General features: G+C 72.1%; 13 protein-coding genes and 2 pseudogenes. 9 read left to right on the top strand and 6 right to left on the bottom strand.

All coding sequences use genetic code 11. The features are described from left to right. The first annotated feature begins 9 nt into the window (after nucleotides 1-9). The 3 genes and pseudogenes from C6W10_RS04455 (at nucleotide 10) to C6W10_RS04445 (ending at nucleotide 1342) form a co-directional block, all read left to right on the top strand. A complete protein-coding gene (locus C6W10_RS04455; RefSeq protein ID WP_107256765.1) occupies nucleotides 10-354 on the top strand; it encodes a helix-turn-helix transcriptional regulator in 345 nt (114 codons plus the stop codon). After that, nucleotides 354-824: pseudogene (locus C6W10_RS04450) on the top strand (SRPBCC family protein); the annotation flags it as partial. The gene C6W10_RS04455 and the pseudogene C6W10_RS04450, both read left to right, overlap by 1 nt. Nucleotides 825-931: 107 nt before the next feature. Continuing rightward, nucleotides 932-1342: a VOC family protein gene (locus C6W10_RS04445; protein ID WP_107256762.1), complete on the top strand. Its 411-nt coding sequence runs from the start codon at nucleotides 932-934 to the stop codon at nucleotides 1340-1342. 34 nt (nucleotides 1343-1376) lie between these two features. Here C6W10_RS04445 and C6W10_RS38395 read toward each other — a convergent pair whose 3' ends face one another. The 3 genes and pseudogenes from C6W10_RS38395 to C6W10_RS39605 form a co-directional block, all read right to left on the bottom strand. Continuing rightward, a complete protein-coding gene (locus C6W10_RS38395; protein WP_107256760.1) occupies nucleotides 1377-2750 on the bottom strand; it encodes a TrpB-like pyridoxal phosphate-dependent enzyme in 1374 nt (457 codons plus the stop codon). A gap of 179 nt (nucleotides 2751-2929) precedes the next feature. After that, nucleotides 2930-3316 carry a hypothetical protein gene (locus C6W10_RS38390; protein WP_234361610.1) on the bottom strand — a complete coding sequence of 129 codons (387 nt, stop codon included), beginning with the start codon at nucleotides 3314-3316 and terminating at the stop codon, nucleotides 2930-2932. 136 nt (nucleotides 3317-3452) lie between these two features. Then, nucleotides 3453-3986 (bottom strand): annotated as a pseudogene (locus C6W10_RS39605) (asparaginase domain-containing protein); the annotation flags it as partial. On the opposite strand from C6W10_RS39605, the gene C6W10_RS38380 reads away from it, so the two are divergent. From C6W10_RS38380 to C6W10_RS04410, 6 genes are all read left to right on the top strand, one after another. Next, nucleotides 3931-4374, top strand: a complete 444-nt coding sequence (locus C6W10_RS38380) for a hypothetical protein (RefSeq protein WP_234361608.1) — start codon at nucleotides 3931-3933, stop codon at nucleotides 4372-4374. The pseudogene C6W10_RS39605 and the gene C6W10_RS38380 sit on opposite strands and share 56 nt — an antisense overlap. A gap of 111 nt (nucleotides 4375-4485) precedes the next feature. Next, complete coding sequence (locus tag C6W10_RS04430) at nucleotides 4486-5064, top strand: RNA polymerase sigma factor (RefSeq protein WP_107256758.1); 579 nt, start codon at nucleotides 4486-4488, stop codon at nucleotides 5062-5064. Beyond that, nucleotides 5061-5969, top strand: coding sequence for an anti-sigma factor (locus C6W10_RS04425; protein ID WP_107256756.1), 909 nt, complete (start codon nucleotides 5061-5063; stop codon nucleotides 5967-5969). Before C6W10_RS04430 ends, C6W10_RS04425 begins: the two co-directional genes overlap by 4 nt. A gap of 75 nt (nucleotides 5970-6044) precedes the next feature. Beyond that, nucleotides 6045-6770 (top strand): hypothetical protein, encoded by a 726-nt coding sequence (locus C6W10_RS04420; RefSeq protein ID WP_107256754.1) that lies wholly within the window; start codon nucleotides 6045-6047, stop codon nucleotides 6768-6770. Continuing rightward, the gene (locus C6W10_RS04415; protein WP_107256752.1) at nucleotides 6767-7567 is read left to right on the top strand and encodes a hypothetical protein; all 801 of its coding nucleotides are present in this window, start codon (nucleotides 6767-6769) and stop codon (nucleotides 7565-7567) included. Before C6W10_RS04420 ends, C6W10_RS04415 begins: the two co-directional genes overlap by 4 nt. Nucleotides 7568-7597: 30 nt before the next feature. After that, complete coding sequence (locus C6W10_RS04410) at nucleotides 7598-8488, top strand: ABC transporter ATP-binding protein (protein WP_107256750.1); 891 nt, start codon at nucleotides 7598-7600, stop codon at nucleotides 8486-8488. A 22-nt stretch (nucleotides 8489-8510) separates the two neighbouring features. On the opposite strand, the gene C6W10_RS04405 is transcribed toward C6W10_RS04410, so the two are convergent. From C6W10_RS04405 to C6W10_RS04395, 3 genes are all read right to left on the bottom strand, one after another. After that, nucleotides 8511-11891, bottom strand: coding sequence for an NACHT domain-containing NTPase (locus C6W10_RS04405; RefSeq protein ID WP_107256748.1), 3381 nt, complete (start codon nucleotides 11889-11891; stop codon nucleotides 8511-8513). 117 nt (nucleotides 11892-12008) lie between these two features. Continuing rightward, nucleotides 12009-12545, bottom strand: coding sequence for an NUDIX hydrolase (locus C6W10_RS04400; protein ID WP_107256746.1), 537 nt, complete (start codon nucleotides 12543-12545; stop codon nucleotides 12009-12011). After that, nucleotides 12542-13645, bottom strand: coding sequence for a DNA-binding protein (locus tag C6W10_RS04395; RefSeq protein ID WP_159104462.1), 1104 nt, complete (start codon nucleotides 13643-13645; stop codon nucleotides 12542-12544). The genes C6W10_RS04400 and C6W10_RS04395 overlap by 4 nt, the downstream gene beginning before the upstream one ends. Nucleotides 13646-14194: the final 549 nt, after the last annotated feature.

Here is a 14194-nt window from a genome sequence, read left to right as displayed (position 1 = left end):
TTACGAAAGATGACTGCGGATCTGCTCGACGCGACCTTCGCGGCCCTGGCCGACCCGACCCGGCGGGCCATCCTCGCCCGCCTGGCGGCCGGCGAGGCGAGCGTCACCGAGCTGGCCGCGCCGTTCGCGATGAGCCAACCCGCCGTCTCCAAGCACCTCAAGGTGCTGGAACGGGCCGGGCTCGTCTCCCGGGGGCGGGACGCGCAACGCCGGCCCTGCCGGTTGGAGGCGCGACCGCTCAAGGCCGCCCTGGACTGGCTGGAGAACTACCGCGACTACTGGGCGGAGAGCTACCAGCGACTCGACGGACTGCTCGCCGAACTCCAGGCCGAGGGCGACGAGGGGCGGGCCTGATGAGCGACGGCGGCCGGGAGTTGACCGTCACCACCCCGACGGACCGGGAGATCGTGCTGACCCGGGCCTTCGACGCCCCGGCCGGGCTGGTCTTCGACGCGCTCACCCGCCCCGACCTGCTCCGCCGCTGGTTCGGCGCGCGAGGCTGGCAGCTCGTCGGCTGCCGGATCGACCTGCGGGTCGGCGGCGCGTGGCGGTTCGTCTCCCGGGGCCCGGGAGACGAGGAGATGGCGCACGGCGGGATCTACCAGGTGATCGAGCCGGCCCGGCGGCTGGTCTACACCGAGCGGTACGACGACCAGTCCTACCCCGGGGAGACCCTGATCGACCACCGGCTCGTCGAACGGGCCGGCGTGACCACCCTGACCAGCACGATCCGGTACGCGACCCCGGAAGGTCGGGACCGGGTGCTCCGCTATCCGATGCGGCGCGGCGTGGCCGAGGGCTACCGCCGGCTCGACGACCTGCTCGCGGAGCGGGTCGAGGCCCCTGTGACCACCCCGATGACCACGGTGCCCGGCGATCGTGCCGGCACCGGCCGGAGACCGATCTCCACAGACGCAGAGAGGCAGCAACCGTGAACTGGACCCTGGAAGTGGTGGTGGTACCCGTCTCCGACGTGGACCGGGCCAAGACCTTCTACGCCGACCAGCTCGGCTTCCACGTCGACCACGACACCCGGGTCGGCGACGACGTACGCATCGTCCAGCTCACCCCGCCGGGCTCGGGCTGCTCGGTCGTGATCGGCACCGGGGTCGTACCGGACATGCCGCCGCCCGGCTCGCTGCGCGGGCTGCAACTCGTCGTCGCCGACCTGGCCAGGGCGCGTGCCCAGCTCGTCGCGCGGGGTGTCGAGGTCAGCGAGATCCAGGTGCTCGGCGAGAACCCGCGCCCCGTCCCGGAGCCGCTGGACAACGTCGGATTCGTCTTCTTCAGCGACCCGGACGGCAACGGCTGGGCCGTGCAGCAGATCTCCTCGCGGGGCTAGCCTCCCGATCTGACGGATCACGGGTGGGCTGCGGCTACGCCGGCCCGGCCGGTACCGTCGGCAGCCCGGCGGTGGCGGCGTGCAGCTGCGACTCGGCGAGTTCGTGGTCGGTGAGGTCGCCGGCCAGATAGGCCCCGTAGGCGGCGAGGTCCAGGTGCCCGTGCCCGCAGAGCGCGGTCAGGATGACCTTCTCCTCACCGGTCTCCCTGCACCGCAACGCCTCCTCGATGCAGGCGGCCAGCGCGTGGGTGGGCTCGGGGGCCGGCACGATCCCTTCGGTACGCGCGAACCGCACCCCCGCCTCGAAGCACTCCCGCTGACTCTTCGCCACCGCCTCGATCAACCCCAGCTCGTAGATGTGCGAGATCAGCGGTGACATGCCGTGGTAGCGCAGCCCGCCGGCGTGGATCGGGTCCGGGATGAAGTCGTGTCCGAGGGTGTGCATCTTCATCAGCGGGGTCATCCCGGCGGTGTCGCCGAAGTCGTACGCGTAGACGCCCCGGGTCAGCGACGGGCAGCTCGCCGGCTCGACGGCCCGGATCGTCACCTCCATCCGGCCGGCCAGCTTCTCCCGGAGGAACGGGAACGCCAGGCCGCCGAAGTTGGAGCCGCCGCCGGTGCAGCCGACGATCACGTCCGGGGTCAGCCCGACCTTGCCGAACTGGGCGATCGCCTCCTCGCCGATCACGGTCTGGTGCAGCAGTACGTGGTTGAGCACGCTGCCCAGCGCGTAGTTGGTGTCCGGGCTCCCGGCGGCCACCTCGACCGCCTCGGAGATCGCGATGCCCAGCGAGCCGGGCGAGTCGGGCTGGCTGGCCAGTACGGCCCGGCCGGCGGCGGTGAGTTCGGACGGTGACGGATGGATGGTCCCGCCGAACGTCTCGATCATGATCTTCCGGTACGGCTTCTGGTCGTAGGAGGCGCGCACCTGCCACACCTCGCACTCCAGGCCGTACTGGGAACAGGCGAAGGCGAGGGCGGTGCCCCACTGACCGGCACCGGTCTCGGTGGTCAGCCGGCGGATTCCCGCTGCCGCGTTGTAGTACGCCTGCGGCACCGCCGTGTTCGGCTTGTGCGAGCCGGCCGGCGACACCCCCTCGTACTTGTAGAAGATCTTGGCCGGGGTGTCGAGCGCCCGCTCCAGCCGGTGCGCCCGGAACAGCGGAGAGGGCCGCCAGAGCCGGTAGACGTCCAGGACCTCTTCGGGGATCTCCACGTAGCGCTCGGCGGTGACCTCCTGCTCGATCAACGCCATCGGGAAGAGCGGGGCCAGGTCGTCCGGCCCGACCGGCGCCAGCGTGCCCGGGTGCAGCACCGGGGGCGGCGCGGCGGGCAGGTCGGGCACGATGTTGTACCAGCGACGCGGCATCTCCGACTCGTCCAGCAGAATCTTGCTCGGCTCACCCATGGTCCCGAATTGAACCGGTCGGGGGCGCCGATGTCCACGGTCGCCGCACCGTGCTCCACCTCGGCACCGGCGCGGCCGACCGGCGCGACCGGACGGAGATCGTGGTTTGCGCGGCGGCGCCGGTGCCGGGCGGACTCCGGTGACCACCGCTCGTCCGCCCGGCACCGCCGGTGTGCCGGTCAGTCCTTCGGGCTGCCCTTGGGGGCGGTGTTCCACTCCGGGTTTCCGAGCGTGCCGACCCAGCCGCGCACCTTGGCCACGTCGGCCGGGGCGAAGGCGAGGCTGAGCATCAGCAGCAGTCGGGCCTTCTGCGGCAGCAGGTCGTCCCCGGCGATGATCGGCGCGGTGGTGCTGCCGCCGTAGACGGAGCCGGAGCCGGTCCGGGTGGTGCTGACGAAGACGACTCCCTTCGCCGCCGCCGCGCTCCGGGCGCTGCTCTGCGCCGAGGAGATGCCGCCGGCACCGGTACCGGCGGTGACGATGCCCTTCACCCCGGCGTCCGCGAAGGCGGTGATCGCCTCCCCGCCGGCCTGCTGGTAGCCGTAGACCACCTCGACCCGGGGCACCGAGGTCGGCGCGATCCTCGACAGGTCGAAACGGGGTCAGCCAGCGCTTCTTCGTGTCACACTCCTCGACCCGGGCCGGTGCCCGGCCGACCTTGATGTTCGGCCCGTCGACCCAGCCCAGTACGCCCAGTTCCCGGGACTGGAAGGTGTCCATCCGGTAGGAGCTGGTCTTGGTGACGTCCCGGGCGGCGTGGAACTCGTCGCCGAGCAGCAGCACCGTGCCGTAGCAGTAGGTGGACTGGCTGGCCGCAAGCACGATCGAGTTGTAGAGGTTGGCGGGTCCGTCGGCGCCGATCACCTGCGGCCCGTCCGGGGTGACCGCCGCCCACGGGCGCATGGCACCGGTGAGCACCACCGGCTTGCGGCTCTGCACGGTCAGGTCCAGCCAGTACGCGAACTCCTCCATCGTGTCGGTGCCGCTGGTCACCACCACCGCGTCCGACTTCTTCAGGGCCGCCTCGACGGCCAGGGTGAGGGCGTGGAACTCGGCGATGGTGTAGCCGCCGGAGCCCTTGTTGCCGAACTGCACCGTCGAGACGTCGGCGACCTGGCCGATCTCCGGCTGGAGCCGGGCGACCAGGTCACCGATGGCGATCCGGCCGGACTGGTAGTCGGTGAAGCTGCTCCGAGAGGTGGCGACGCCGGAGATCGTGCCGCCGGTGCCGATCACCGTGACCCTGGGCTTCTTCGCCCTCGCCCCGGCCACCGCCTGGGCGTACGCGACGCTGTTGATCTCGGTCGGTCCGGTGACCCCGGAGACGGTGCCGCTGATCGGGGGGAGCGCCACCGCCGTCGGTGCGGGGGCGCGGTTGACGACCGAGACGACGGTGGCGGTGAGTGCCGCGGTGAGGACCGGAACCAGTACGGCGGTCAGGCGCCGAGGTGTCGGCCGGAGTCGACCGGGAAGGCTGGACAATGCGACCTCCAGTTGCGGGATGGGGGTGACGGCGATGGTGCGAGTCCCGGTTTTCCTCGGCGTTACAAGATCATTTCTCGTTGCCGCCTTTCGGAACGCACCCGGTCGACCGCCGATGTTGATCGATCTTCCGGGGTGGTAACCGCCGGTTCGACCGCCTTCGACGCCGGATTCGGTAAAGCCCACTGTGACGAGCGGCACATTCCGCGCCGGGACGTGAACCCGGGCGGGTCGGCCGGCTACCCAGGACGGGATGGATGACGTCGACCGCGCGCTGTTGCAGCGGGTGGCCGCCGGTGACCAGCGGGCCTTCGAGGAGCTGTACACCCGGCACGGCCAGCCGCTGCTGGCGTACGCCGAGGGGCTGCTCGGCGGCGACCGTGGGCGGGCCGAGGAGGCGCTCCAGGACACCTTCCTGGCCACCTGGCGGGGCGCCGGCTCGTTCGAGGGGCGGTCCACGGTGCGTACCTGGCTCTTCGGCATCTGCCGACGGCAGGCGCTCGGCCGGATGACCGCACACCGGCCGGCGCCGCTGCCGATGGAGGCCGCCGCCGAGGTGCCGGCCGGCGAGCCGGGGCCGGAGGCGGTGGCCCTGGCCCGGGCCGACGCCCGGGCGGTGGCCGCCGCGCTGGCCGCGCTGGCTCCGGCGCACCGGGAGGTGCTGGACCTCGCGTTCGGCGCCGGGCTCGTGCACGCCGAGATCGCCGAGGTACTCGGCATCCCGGTCGGCACCGTGAAGAGTCGGTTGTTCCACGCCCGGGCGGGGCTCGCCCGGGCGCTGCCCGACGACGCCGCGGCGGTCGGGCTCTCCGGACGGGAGGCGGCACGATGACCCACCCGGCTGACCTGCTGACGGCCTTCGCCGCCGGCACGCTGGCAGCCGACCGGGCCGACCAGGTGGCCCGGCACGTCGCGCAATGCCCCGGCTGCGCCGCCGAGCTGGCGGCCTGGCGACGGGTGGCCGACGCCGTCGGCGACCGTGTCGCGGCGGTCGCCGCACCGCCGGCCAGACTGCGCGACACGCTGCTGTCCCGGATCGCGTCGGCCCGGCCGGCGGTCGACGCGTCGGCGGTACCCCGGTATGCGGCACCGCTCGGCGGCGCCGCCGCCCGCCGCGCGGCGCGGATCCTGGCCGCGCAGCGCCGCCTGGTCGACCGGCGGATCTGGCTGGTCGCCGCCGTGGTGCTGGCGGTCGGCACCGGCGTCGCCGGCTGGGCACCGCCGGGGATCTCCGAACAGGTCCTGGCCATCGTGGTACCCCTGGTCGCGGCCCTCGGCGTGGCCGGCGCCTGCGGCAGCGGCGCCGATCCGGCCGGCGAACTGGTCGCGGCGAGCCTGACCGGGGTACGCGCGGTGCTGCTGGCCCGGCTCACCCTGGTGCTCGGGGCGATCTTCGGCGCATCCTCGCTCGCCTCCCTCGGCCTGGTCTGGGTCGACGCCGGAGCACCACCGGCACTCTTCGCCGCCTGGCTCGGGCCGATGGCGCTGCTCTCGGCGGTCAGCTTCGCGCTGTCGGTGCTCTGGCGACCGGCGGTCGGGATCGGGGTCGCCATGGGTCTCTGGGTGCTCCGGCTGCTCGCCGGCTCCAGCGCCCTGGACGGGACGGTGGACCGGCTGGTCGAACCGCTCTGGCGGACCAGCGGACCGCAGCTGCTGGTGGCGGCGCTGCTGATCGCCGGCACCGTCGTACTGCTGCCGCACCTGCCGGCGGTCGGACGCCGCGCCCACCCGGGGTGACCGGCCCCGGAATGTGGTCCGGGTCACCGGCCGCACCGTGAACCCCGGCGGCCCGCCGGCCCACCCAGTTGCGTGATGGCCCAACATTCCTGGCACGTTCCACTGCGGCGGGCCGAGTCCCGCCAACTGTGGCGGTACGAGGCGAGGCGCGCCGGCTGGGCGGCCGTGGCCACCCCACCGGCGGCACTGCTGGTCGCGGTGACCATGGCCCTGTTCGCCGGCAACGGCGGGGCCGGGCGACGGCAGATCGGCGACCTGCTGCTCACCGGCCTGGAGGCCGTGCTGCCGCTCGCCGTGGCGATGAGCGCGGTGACCCTGGTGGCCCGGGACGGCTGCCGCGAACTGCAACTCGCGCTCCCCACCCGGTACGCCCGCACGCTCGGCCGCCGGCTCGGGGTACTGGCGCTCGCCACCGTGCTCTCCGCGCTGGTCTACTCCGCCGGGGTCGGAATCACCGGCTGGTGGACCGGCCCGAACCCGCTCGCCTCGGCACTGGTCTGGGCGCCGCCGACGCTCTGGCTCGGCGCGCTGGCGGTGCTGCTCGCCGTACTCGGCCGCAGCGTCGTACTGGCCACCAGCGCGGTCGCCGGGCTGTGGCTCTGCGAGCAGGTCCTGGCGAGCCTGCTGGTCGGTCACGACTGGACCCGCCCGCTCTACCTCTTCACCACCAGCCGGGTGGGGACCGGGGAGGGCTGGCTGACGAACCGGCTGACGCTGACGCTCACCGGGCTGCTGCTCGCCGGTGCCGTCGCGCTGCTGCTGCGCCGGCCCCATCTGCTGTTGTCCGAGGAGGAGGAGTGAACGGGATGTCGGAACTGCTCGCGGTCGGCCGGTACGAGTTCCGGATGCAGGCCCGCAAGCGGTCGCTGTGGCTGACGACGCTGCTCCTGGCGGCGGTGATCGCGCTCTTCCAGGGGCCGCGCGGGCCCCGCTACCTGCCGGCGGACGCCACCGCGCCGGAGGTGATGGCCGGCTGGGCGCTGCTCTTCGGCATCGTCGTGCCGCTCGGCTTCGGGATGGTGCTGGCGGACCGGCTGGTCCGGGACCGCCGGCTCGGCACCGCCGCGCTGCTGGAGAGCCTGCCGGTCCGGCCGGGTCTGCTGCTGGCCGGGAAGTATCTCGGCGGGCTCGCCGCGACCGCGCTGCCGGCGCTGCTGGCGATGCTGGTCGCCGGTGGCTACGAGACCGTGCACCGGGGCGACCCGCTGATGCTCGGCTGGGCGGTACTCGCGTTCGCCGTGATCATGTTGCCCGGACTCGCCTTCGTCGCCGGGTTCGCCCTCACCTGCCCGCTGGCGATCTCCGCGCCGCTGTTCCGGGTGCTCTTCGTCGGCTACTGGTTCTGGGGCAACATGCTCGCCCCGGACTTCCTGCCCTCGCTGACCGGCACGCTGATCACCCCGATCGGCGACTACCAGGCGAGCTGGCTCTCCGGCGAGCTGGCCTTCTTCGCCGGCGCACCCGGCTGGCTCTCCTTCCTGCGCCCCGAGCCGGGCGCCGGCAGCGCGCTGCTCAGCGTCGCCCTGCTCGTCCTGCTCGGCGTCGCGCCCCTGCTGGTCACGCACACCCTCCTGTCCCGTCGCCGGCACGCCGCCTGACGCGTCCGGCTGTCGAAAGGCTCACCTCGCATGGACATCCAGACCACCGGTCTGACCCGCCGGTTCGGCCGGGTCACCGCGCTGCACTCGGTCGACCTCGACATCCCCGGCGGCATGTACGGCCTGCTCGGCGCGAACGGCGCCGGCAAGACCACCCTGATGCGGATCCTCGCCGGAGTACTGCCACCGAGCGGCGGGCAGGTGCGGGTCGGCGGCCACGACCTGACCACCGGCGCGGGCCGGCTGGCGGTGCAGCGCCGGCTCGGTTACCTGCCGCAGGACCTCGGCCTCTATCCCGACCTGTCACCTCGGGAGTTCCTGGACTACGTCGGGCTGCTCAAGGGGCTCGACGACACCCGGGCGCGGCGCCGGCAGGTCGACGAGCTGCTGGAGCTGGTGGCGTTGACCGACGTCGCCGGCCGGCGGATGAAAGGCTTCTCCGGCGGCATGCGACGGCGGGTCGGCATCGCGCAGGCGTTGCTCGGCGACCCCGCCCTGATCGTGGTGGACGAGCCGACCGCCGGGCTGGACCCCGAGGAGCGGGTACGTTTCCGGACCCTGCTGGCCAGGCTGGCCGGGCATCGTACGGTGCTGCTGAGTACGCACATCGTCGAGGACGTGGCGCAGACCTGCCAGCACGCGGCGGTGATGGCGGCCGGTCGGGTGGTCTACACCGGGATGGTCACCGACCTGGTCCGGGTCGGTGAGGGTGCCACCTGGGAGGTGACCAGTTCCGGTCCGGCGCCGACGGTCGGGGTGGTGGTCTCGGCGATCGGCCGGACCGACGGTACGCACTACCGGGTGGTCAGCCCGACCCGGCCGAGTGCGGACGCGAAGCCGGTGGCACCCTCCCTTGAGGACGGTTACGTCGCGCTGATGCAGCGGGCCACGACGTCGACGGCCTCGACCACTGCCGGTTGAGCCCCGGTCGACCGCAGCCCGGTCAGCCGGGCGGGGCGGGCCCGGCCGGGCCGCCGGCCATCGTGGCGGTGGCCCGCAGAATCGGTGGCAGGGTCGGGTCCACGCCGGCCTCGTCGAGCAGGTCGAGTCGTTCCAGCTCGTCGAGGACGGCCGTCAGATGCTCGGCCGTTGACGTCCCCGGCCGTGGGCGATTCCGCTCCACCAGCAGGTCCGGCAGGAGGTGCCGTAACAGCCGGGCCAGCTCCCGGTCGGCGTCCTCGTCCCGACCCAGCCACACCCGGACACAGCGCAGGTACGGCTCGGGTGGCAGCGGACGCGCCTGGAAGTACCCCTGGCGCGCCTGCCCGGTGGCGCTGGAGAGGATTCCGGCCGCGACCGGCGCCGGCAGGTCGGTGTCGGCGGCGAGCCGCTCCAGCAGCAGCGTCAGCGGCAGCGTCTCGAAGGGTCGGAACTCGCACATCCGGAGCCACCGCCGATAGACGGAGAGCCGCTCGGTCGGGGTGGTTTCGGAGAGCGGGGTCAGCAGGAGCGCGACCAGCTCGTGCGCCTCGGACCGCAACTGCGCCGCGGGCCCGACCCGAGCCACCTTGACGGCGTCGGGTTGGCGCGCGATCAGCGGGTCCAGCGCGTGTTGGGTCATGTCCTCGCCGACCCCGCAGAGCAGGTTCACCTCCCGGGCCCCCCACCGGAAGGTGACAACCCGGGGAACGTGCTCCGGCTGCTGGTCCGGCCAGACCTGGCCCATCGTCCAGCCAAGGTCGATCGGCGGCGGCGTCTCGTCTTCCGGACCGGCCAGCCGGAGCTGGATGTCCCGGTGCTCGCCCATGCCGACCCGGTCGAGCGCGACGGTCCGGACGAAACTCGTCCAGTCGGCCGAGAGCAGTTGTGAGCGCCACAGCAACACGTGCCGGTGCCAGGAGGGCACGACGTTGGTGCCGGCGCCGTAGAGGGTGCTGCCGGGGAGGGTACCGGCGGCGCAGACGGCGAGCAGCAACAGGTTGACCGAGTACGCGGCGTGCCGGGCCGGCACCGGCACCGGGCGGGGCTGGTATCGGTCGTACCGGTGCTCGGCGCGCGCCCAGTTCGCCGCCCGGAACAGCCCGATCAGCAGCTCGACCAGGCAGTTCCGGCGCTCCTGATCCAAAGTGGGCATCATCCCGGTCAGGAACTCCACCACCGGCGCCCGGCCGCAGAGCGCGGCCCACGAGGTGAGCGCGTGCAGCCGGCCGTCGTCCACCGGCTGCGGGTCGCCGAACGGCATCCCGAAGGGTGCGACGGCGGCCGCCTGCCGCGCTGCCACCATGCCGGCCAGGACGTGCCAGACGAGGCGCGCGACCAGATATTCGCCGAAGGTCGCGTGCAGAAACTCGTACGTCTCCAGCTCGTCGTCGCCGGCCGCCGCGTTGTCGGCCACCCGGGAGCGGTGCACGAAGAAGAACCGGCCGAGCACGATCTCGGCCGGGCGCAGCGGCGTGCGGCGGTGCTCGGCGGGTGGGCTGGACGGAGCCGGGCCGAGCAGCGCGCCGAGGTCGTCGTCCAACTCCTTCTTGGTGACCCACTGCGCACCCCGGTTGAAGAGCGCGAACGCGACCACCGACAACCGGTACAGCTCGGCGGCCACCGCCGCGTCCAACTCCGACCGGTCCAGTCCCGCCCGGTGCTTGGTCACCTCGCGGCGGGCGAACCGGTCCAGCAGCCGCTCGTACAACTCGTCGCGGCGGAGCTGGCCCGCGGCGCGCAGCGCGTTGCCGTCCGCGTCGTAGAGCGCGAGCATGAGCAGCAGCAGGGGTTGCTCGGCCAGCCTCCCGTGCGCGAGCACGGTGTCGGGGGCCAGCGGTGCCACGTCGCGCCGGGCGAAGTTCTCGGCGTTCACGGCGTTCCACACGTCCAGCCAGGCCGACACCCGCTCGGCGTCGAACGGCTCCAGCCGGACCGCGACCGTACCGTCCGGCGGCACCGCCCGGTCCGCCACGCTGGTCCGGCTGGTCACCACGACGACCACCGGCCGGCCCTGGACCGCCTCCCGGCGCTGGAACCGGGCCACCCGGTCCAGATAGTCGGTCTGGCTGATCCCGGTCGCCTGCAACAGTTCGTCGAAACCGTCGAGCAGCACCACCGGCAGGGCGCCGCCGGCCTCGCCGGCCAGCGCCGGCCAGTCCATCCGCTCACCGGTGACGTCCCGGACCGCGCGCTCGATCTGGTCCTGGAGGTCGGTGAGGGCCGACACGTTCCGCAGCTCGACCCGTACCACCAGGAAGTCGGCGGCCGGTAGCCGTGCCGCGAGCGTCCGGGTCAGCACGGACTTGCCCGAGCCGGGCTGGCCCAGCACCAGCAGCGGCGTCCGGGTGGCTCGCGGCGAGGTGAGGTAGCCCAACAGGAACTCCGGCAGGTCGTCCCGGACCGGCTGCTGCGTCCACCACCACTCGTCGCTGGGCCTGGCGTCGTCGCCGACCAACTCCGCGACCCGACACAGCGGCGGCACGTACGCCTGGCCGAGGGTCGGCACCGAGAGCCAGTCCGGCACCTCACCGGACTCGACGACGGAGTCGTCGAGAGTGTCGGCGTAGGCCCGACGCAGCGCCTCCGGCAGGTCGGCGGCGGTCCGGCCGGCCGCGATCCGGGCGAGCGTCCGTTCCAGTCCGGCGAGCGAAATGCCCAACTCCCGTACGTCGGCCCGCGCGTCGCGCAGCACCGCCAGCACCCCGCGCACCTCGGCCCGAGTCCCCTCGTGCTCGCGGAGCTGCGCCCAGAACGCCACCTCGGGGAAGTCGGCCGCGAGCCGCCCGAACAACTCGTCGTACCGGCGTATCGCCTGCTCGGGCAGCGGCTCCACGCTTGTCAGGAAGGCGGTCCGATCCGAGGGTGGCAGCCGCTCCCAGGCGGCGAGACCGGGCAGGAAACCCTCCAGTCGTACCGTGACGACCTCGTACATCAGTCGGAGTGCGCCGCGGAATTCCCCGTACGGTTCGTGCGGCGCCGGCCGAGGCACCGGCGAGGAGAACAACGCCCTGAGTGGCGAGCGTACGGTGCTCTCGATCTTGTGGCCGGTGAGGAGCAACTGCTCGTCGCGGGTCAACTCCAGTTCGGCGAAGGAGATCGGCAGGTCGAGTTCGGCCAGTGCCTCGAAATAGGCGGTGACCACGAGCACCGAGTGCGCGGCGGCCAGCCGCTCGGTACGGTCGTACCTGCCCAGCCCGTGCCACTGCTCGCTGGCCTTGCCGACCAGTTCCCGGCTCAGCCGGGCGAACTCCGCCTTGGCATCGAAGAGCGCGAGCAGTCCGGGCACCAGCAGCGACCCGCCGAGCAGCAGCCCCCCGGCCAGGTTGTCCAGGGCGGTGACGACCCGGCTGCGCCCGCCGCCGAGCAGACGTACGGCGTCGGTATACGAGTACGTGTCAGCCACCGGGCCATCATCGTCGAACGGAGAGCCGGACGGGTATCGCCGAGCTGTCCCGAACACGTCAGCCGGCGCGGTCACCGGTGTGCCGGGCCGTGACTGCCCAGCTCGCACAACACGTCGTCATCCGGATAGCCAGTCGTGCACCGACGTATGCAGGTAGCCCGCCGTGCCGTCGGTGCCGGCGGCCAGTGCCCGATCGAGCCGCTTCCAGACGTACGGCCTGAGTAACGTCGCCGCCTGGTCCACGGAGACGAACTCGAACGCCCTGATCTCCGGATCCGCCACATGGAGCGAAGCGATCTGTCGATCGTCGAGGATGCCGCCGTCGAAGACGAACATGAGGCTGTCGTCCCAGGGGCCGTGCGGTGCGACCCAATCGACCACCAGCATCGTGTTGAGCGAGAGTTCGAGACCCAACTCTTCCCGCAGTTCACGCTCGGCAGCCTGGTGCGGTGGTTCGTTCTGCTCGGCCATGCCGCCCGGGAGATCCCAGTCTGGTTTGTAACTCGGATCCACCAGCAGGATCTCACCCCGACCGTTCCGGATGAGGGCGTCCGCGCCGACCCGTTTGCGGGCCTGCCTGGAGTTACCCTCGGCGAGGTGCTCACGCCAGGCTGCCCGGTCGCGTTCGTACAGTGGCCGTTCTTCGCTGGTCATCGCGACCGACGTACCGCTGGCAGCTCATGCAAGGCCCCGGTGGTGCCGATCCACGCCCGGTCGAGCACAGCTTGTCGAAGCCGCTCGATCAACTCCGGAACGTCGCCGCATCGCTCGGTGTGGGACCTGAGCAGCAACGCCACGTGTTTCAGCCGGTCGAGGAGTACTGCCGAGCCGAGGTTCGTGGTGCTTGCGAGCACCTCGCGGACAAGAGCGCACGCCTCGTCCGGCCGCCCTTGGCCAAGCAGGGCCGTGGCAAGCGTGATCTGGGCGAGCGCACGGCTACGTACGTGACCGTGCTTGCGACCTGCGAGGGCCTGGTGTAGTCGTCGGGCCGCCTCGGCGAAGTCGCCTATCTGGAGAAAACACCGGGCTGCCTCCGCGGCGAGGGATGCTTCGTCGAACGGGCTCAACCAGCGTGAGGAGGGGGCAGATGTGCCCTGGAATGCTCTCTCGGCGGCGGTGATCGCCGCTACGGCCTCGACGGGGCGGCCGCCTGCGGCCAACCCGGACGCGCGGACTGCCTGTAGCCGAGCCTCAAGAGGGCCGTGCGGTGGCGCCTTCCGGAGATGTACCAGCCCGGCGTCGGCGTGTGCCACCGCATCCAGCGCGTTGCCATCCTGGTGGGTGAAGTGGCTGAGACTCGCACAGACCTGAGCGGCCAGTTGGCTGTCGCCGCTGATGACGGCGGTGGCGACCGCGTAGGACAGATGCCTGTGGGCCGTCGTCCTGGCGCCGCTCTCCAACGCCATCCAGGCCGCCATTTCGGCAAGGGAGGCTACAGATGCTGGTCGGGGGTGCGTTCGTGAACTTGCACCGGTCGATTGAAGCGCGGACGGGTACTGAGCGAGGTGGGCTGCGACTGTCGCGTAAAGGTGAGCGCCGCCGACCTCTCGATCGACGGCACGGAGCGAGTCCACAAACGGAAGCGCGATGTCGTCCGGACCAGGATGGGGCTGTGCTGGCGCACTGCTGGGCAGCACGAACCAGAGCATCTCCGCAGGCATGCCGAGTAGCAGCGCCCAGTCGACCAGCCGATCGAGGTCGCGTAGCCTTGGCCCGTTTTCCAGACGGCTGAGCTGGGCCTGCGACAGGTTCATCCAGCCAGCTACGAGGTCCTGGGGCAGCGGTCGTGGCCCGTGGTGGGGATGATGCCGGTACGCCCTGATCACGTGGCCGATGTGGCGCTCGGCGAAAGCATCGCGTAGCTCCCTCGCCCGCCAGAACCCGGAGGGCAATGGTGGCGGCGCGAAAAGGTAACTGCTGGCCTCGCCGCCGCAACGCCGACAGACTCTCGTGCGATTGTCTTTCGCCAGCCGCGTGCCACACCGGCGGCAGGCTGGCGGGGCTTTGCTGGACATGTCAGGACCCCCACGAGGGTTGCCGGTTGGCGTCGGGCAGATACCCGACGAGGTTATCGAACCAATGAGCTTTGCGTATATATCGCACCAACAACGCGTCATTCTCGCAGCCCAATCCGACCCGCAGGATCCAGCTACGGCCCGGGGCGGGTGCTGTGGCCACCGGTTTCCGCGATGTACGTCGCGCTGACCGACCCCGCCCGCCTCGGTGCCGATCCAGTCGACAGGTAAGGACGACGTCGGGAGGCACAGGTGTCCTGGTTCGCGGGAGCCGCCCGGAGGGCGGGG

Origin of the sequence: Plantactinospora sp. BB1 (assembly GCF_003030385.1) — a bacterium.
Lineage (GTDB): Bacteria > Actinomycetota > Actinomycetes > Mycobacteriales > Micromonosporaceae > Plantactinospora.
Note: the sequence above shows the minus strand (reverse complement) of the source record. Positions and strands in the feature narration are given on the sequence as shown.

Bases quoted from the DNA above. Each gene is read 5' to 3' on its own strand.
- C6W10_RS38395 (WP_107256760.1), bottom strand. From the start codon at position 2,750: ATGGGTGAGCCGAGCAAGATTCTGCTGGACGAGTCGGAGATGCCGCGT.
- C6W10_RS04410 (WP_107256750.1), top strand. From the start codon at position 7,598: ATGGACATCCAGACCACCGGTCTGACCCGCCGGTTCGGCCGGGTCACC.
- C6W10_RS04400 (WP_107256746.1), bottom strand. From the start codon at position 12,545: ATGACCAGCGAAGAACGGCCACTGTACGAACGCGACCGGGCAGCCTGG.
- C6W10_RS04395 (WP_159104462.1), bottom strand. From the start codon at position 13,645: ATGAACCTGTCGCAGGCCCAGCTCAGCCGTCTGGAAAACGGGCCAAGG.
- C6W10_RS04425 (WP_107256756.1), top strand. From the start codon at position 5,061: ATGACCCACCCGGCTGACCTGCTGACGGCCTTCGCCGCCGGCACGCTG.
- C6W10_RS04455 (WP_107256765.1), top strand. From the start codon at position 10: ATGACTGCGGATCTGCTCGACGCGACCTTCGCGGCCCTGGCCGACCCG.
- C6W10_RS04430 (WP_107256758.1), top strand. From the start codon at position 4,486: ATGGATGACGTCGACCGCGCGCTGTTGCAGCGGGTGGCCGCCGGTGAC.
- C6W10_RS04420 (WP_107256754.1), top strand. From the start codon at position 6,045: ATGGCCCAACATTCCTGGCACGTTCCACTGCGGCGGGCCGAGTCCCGC.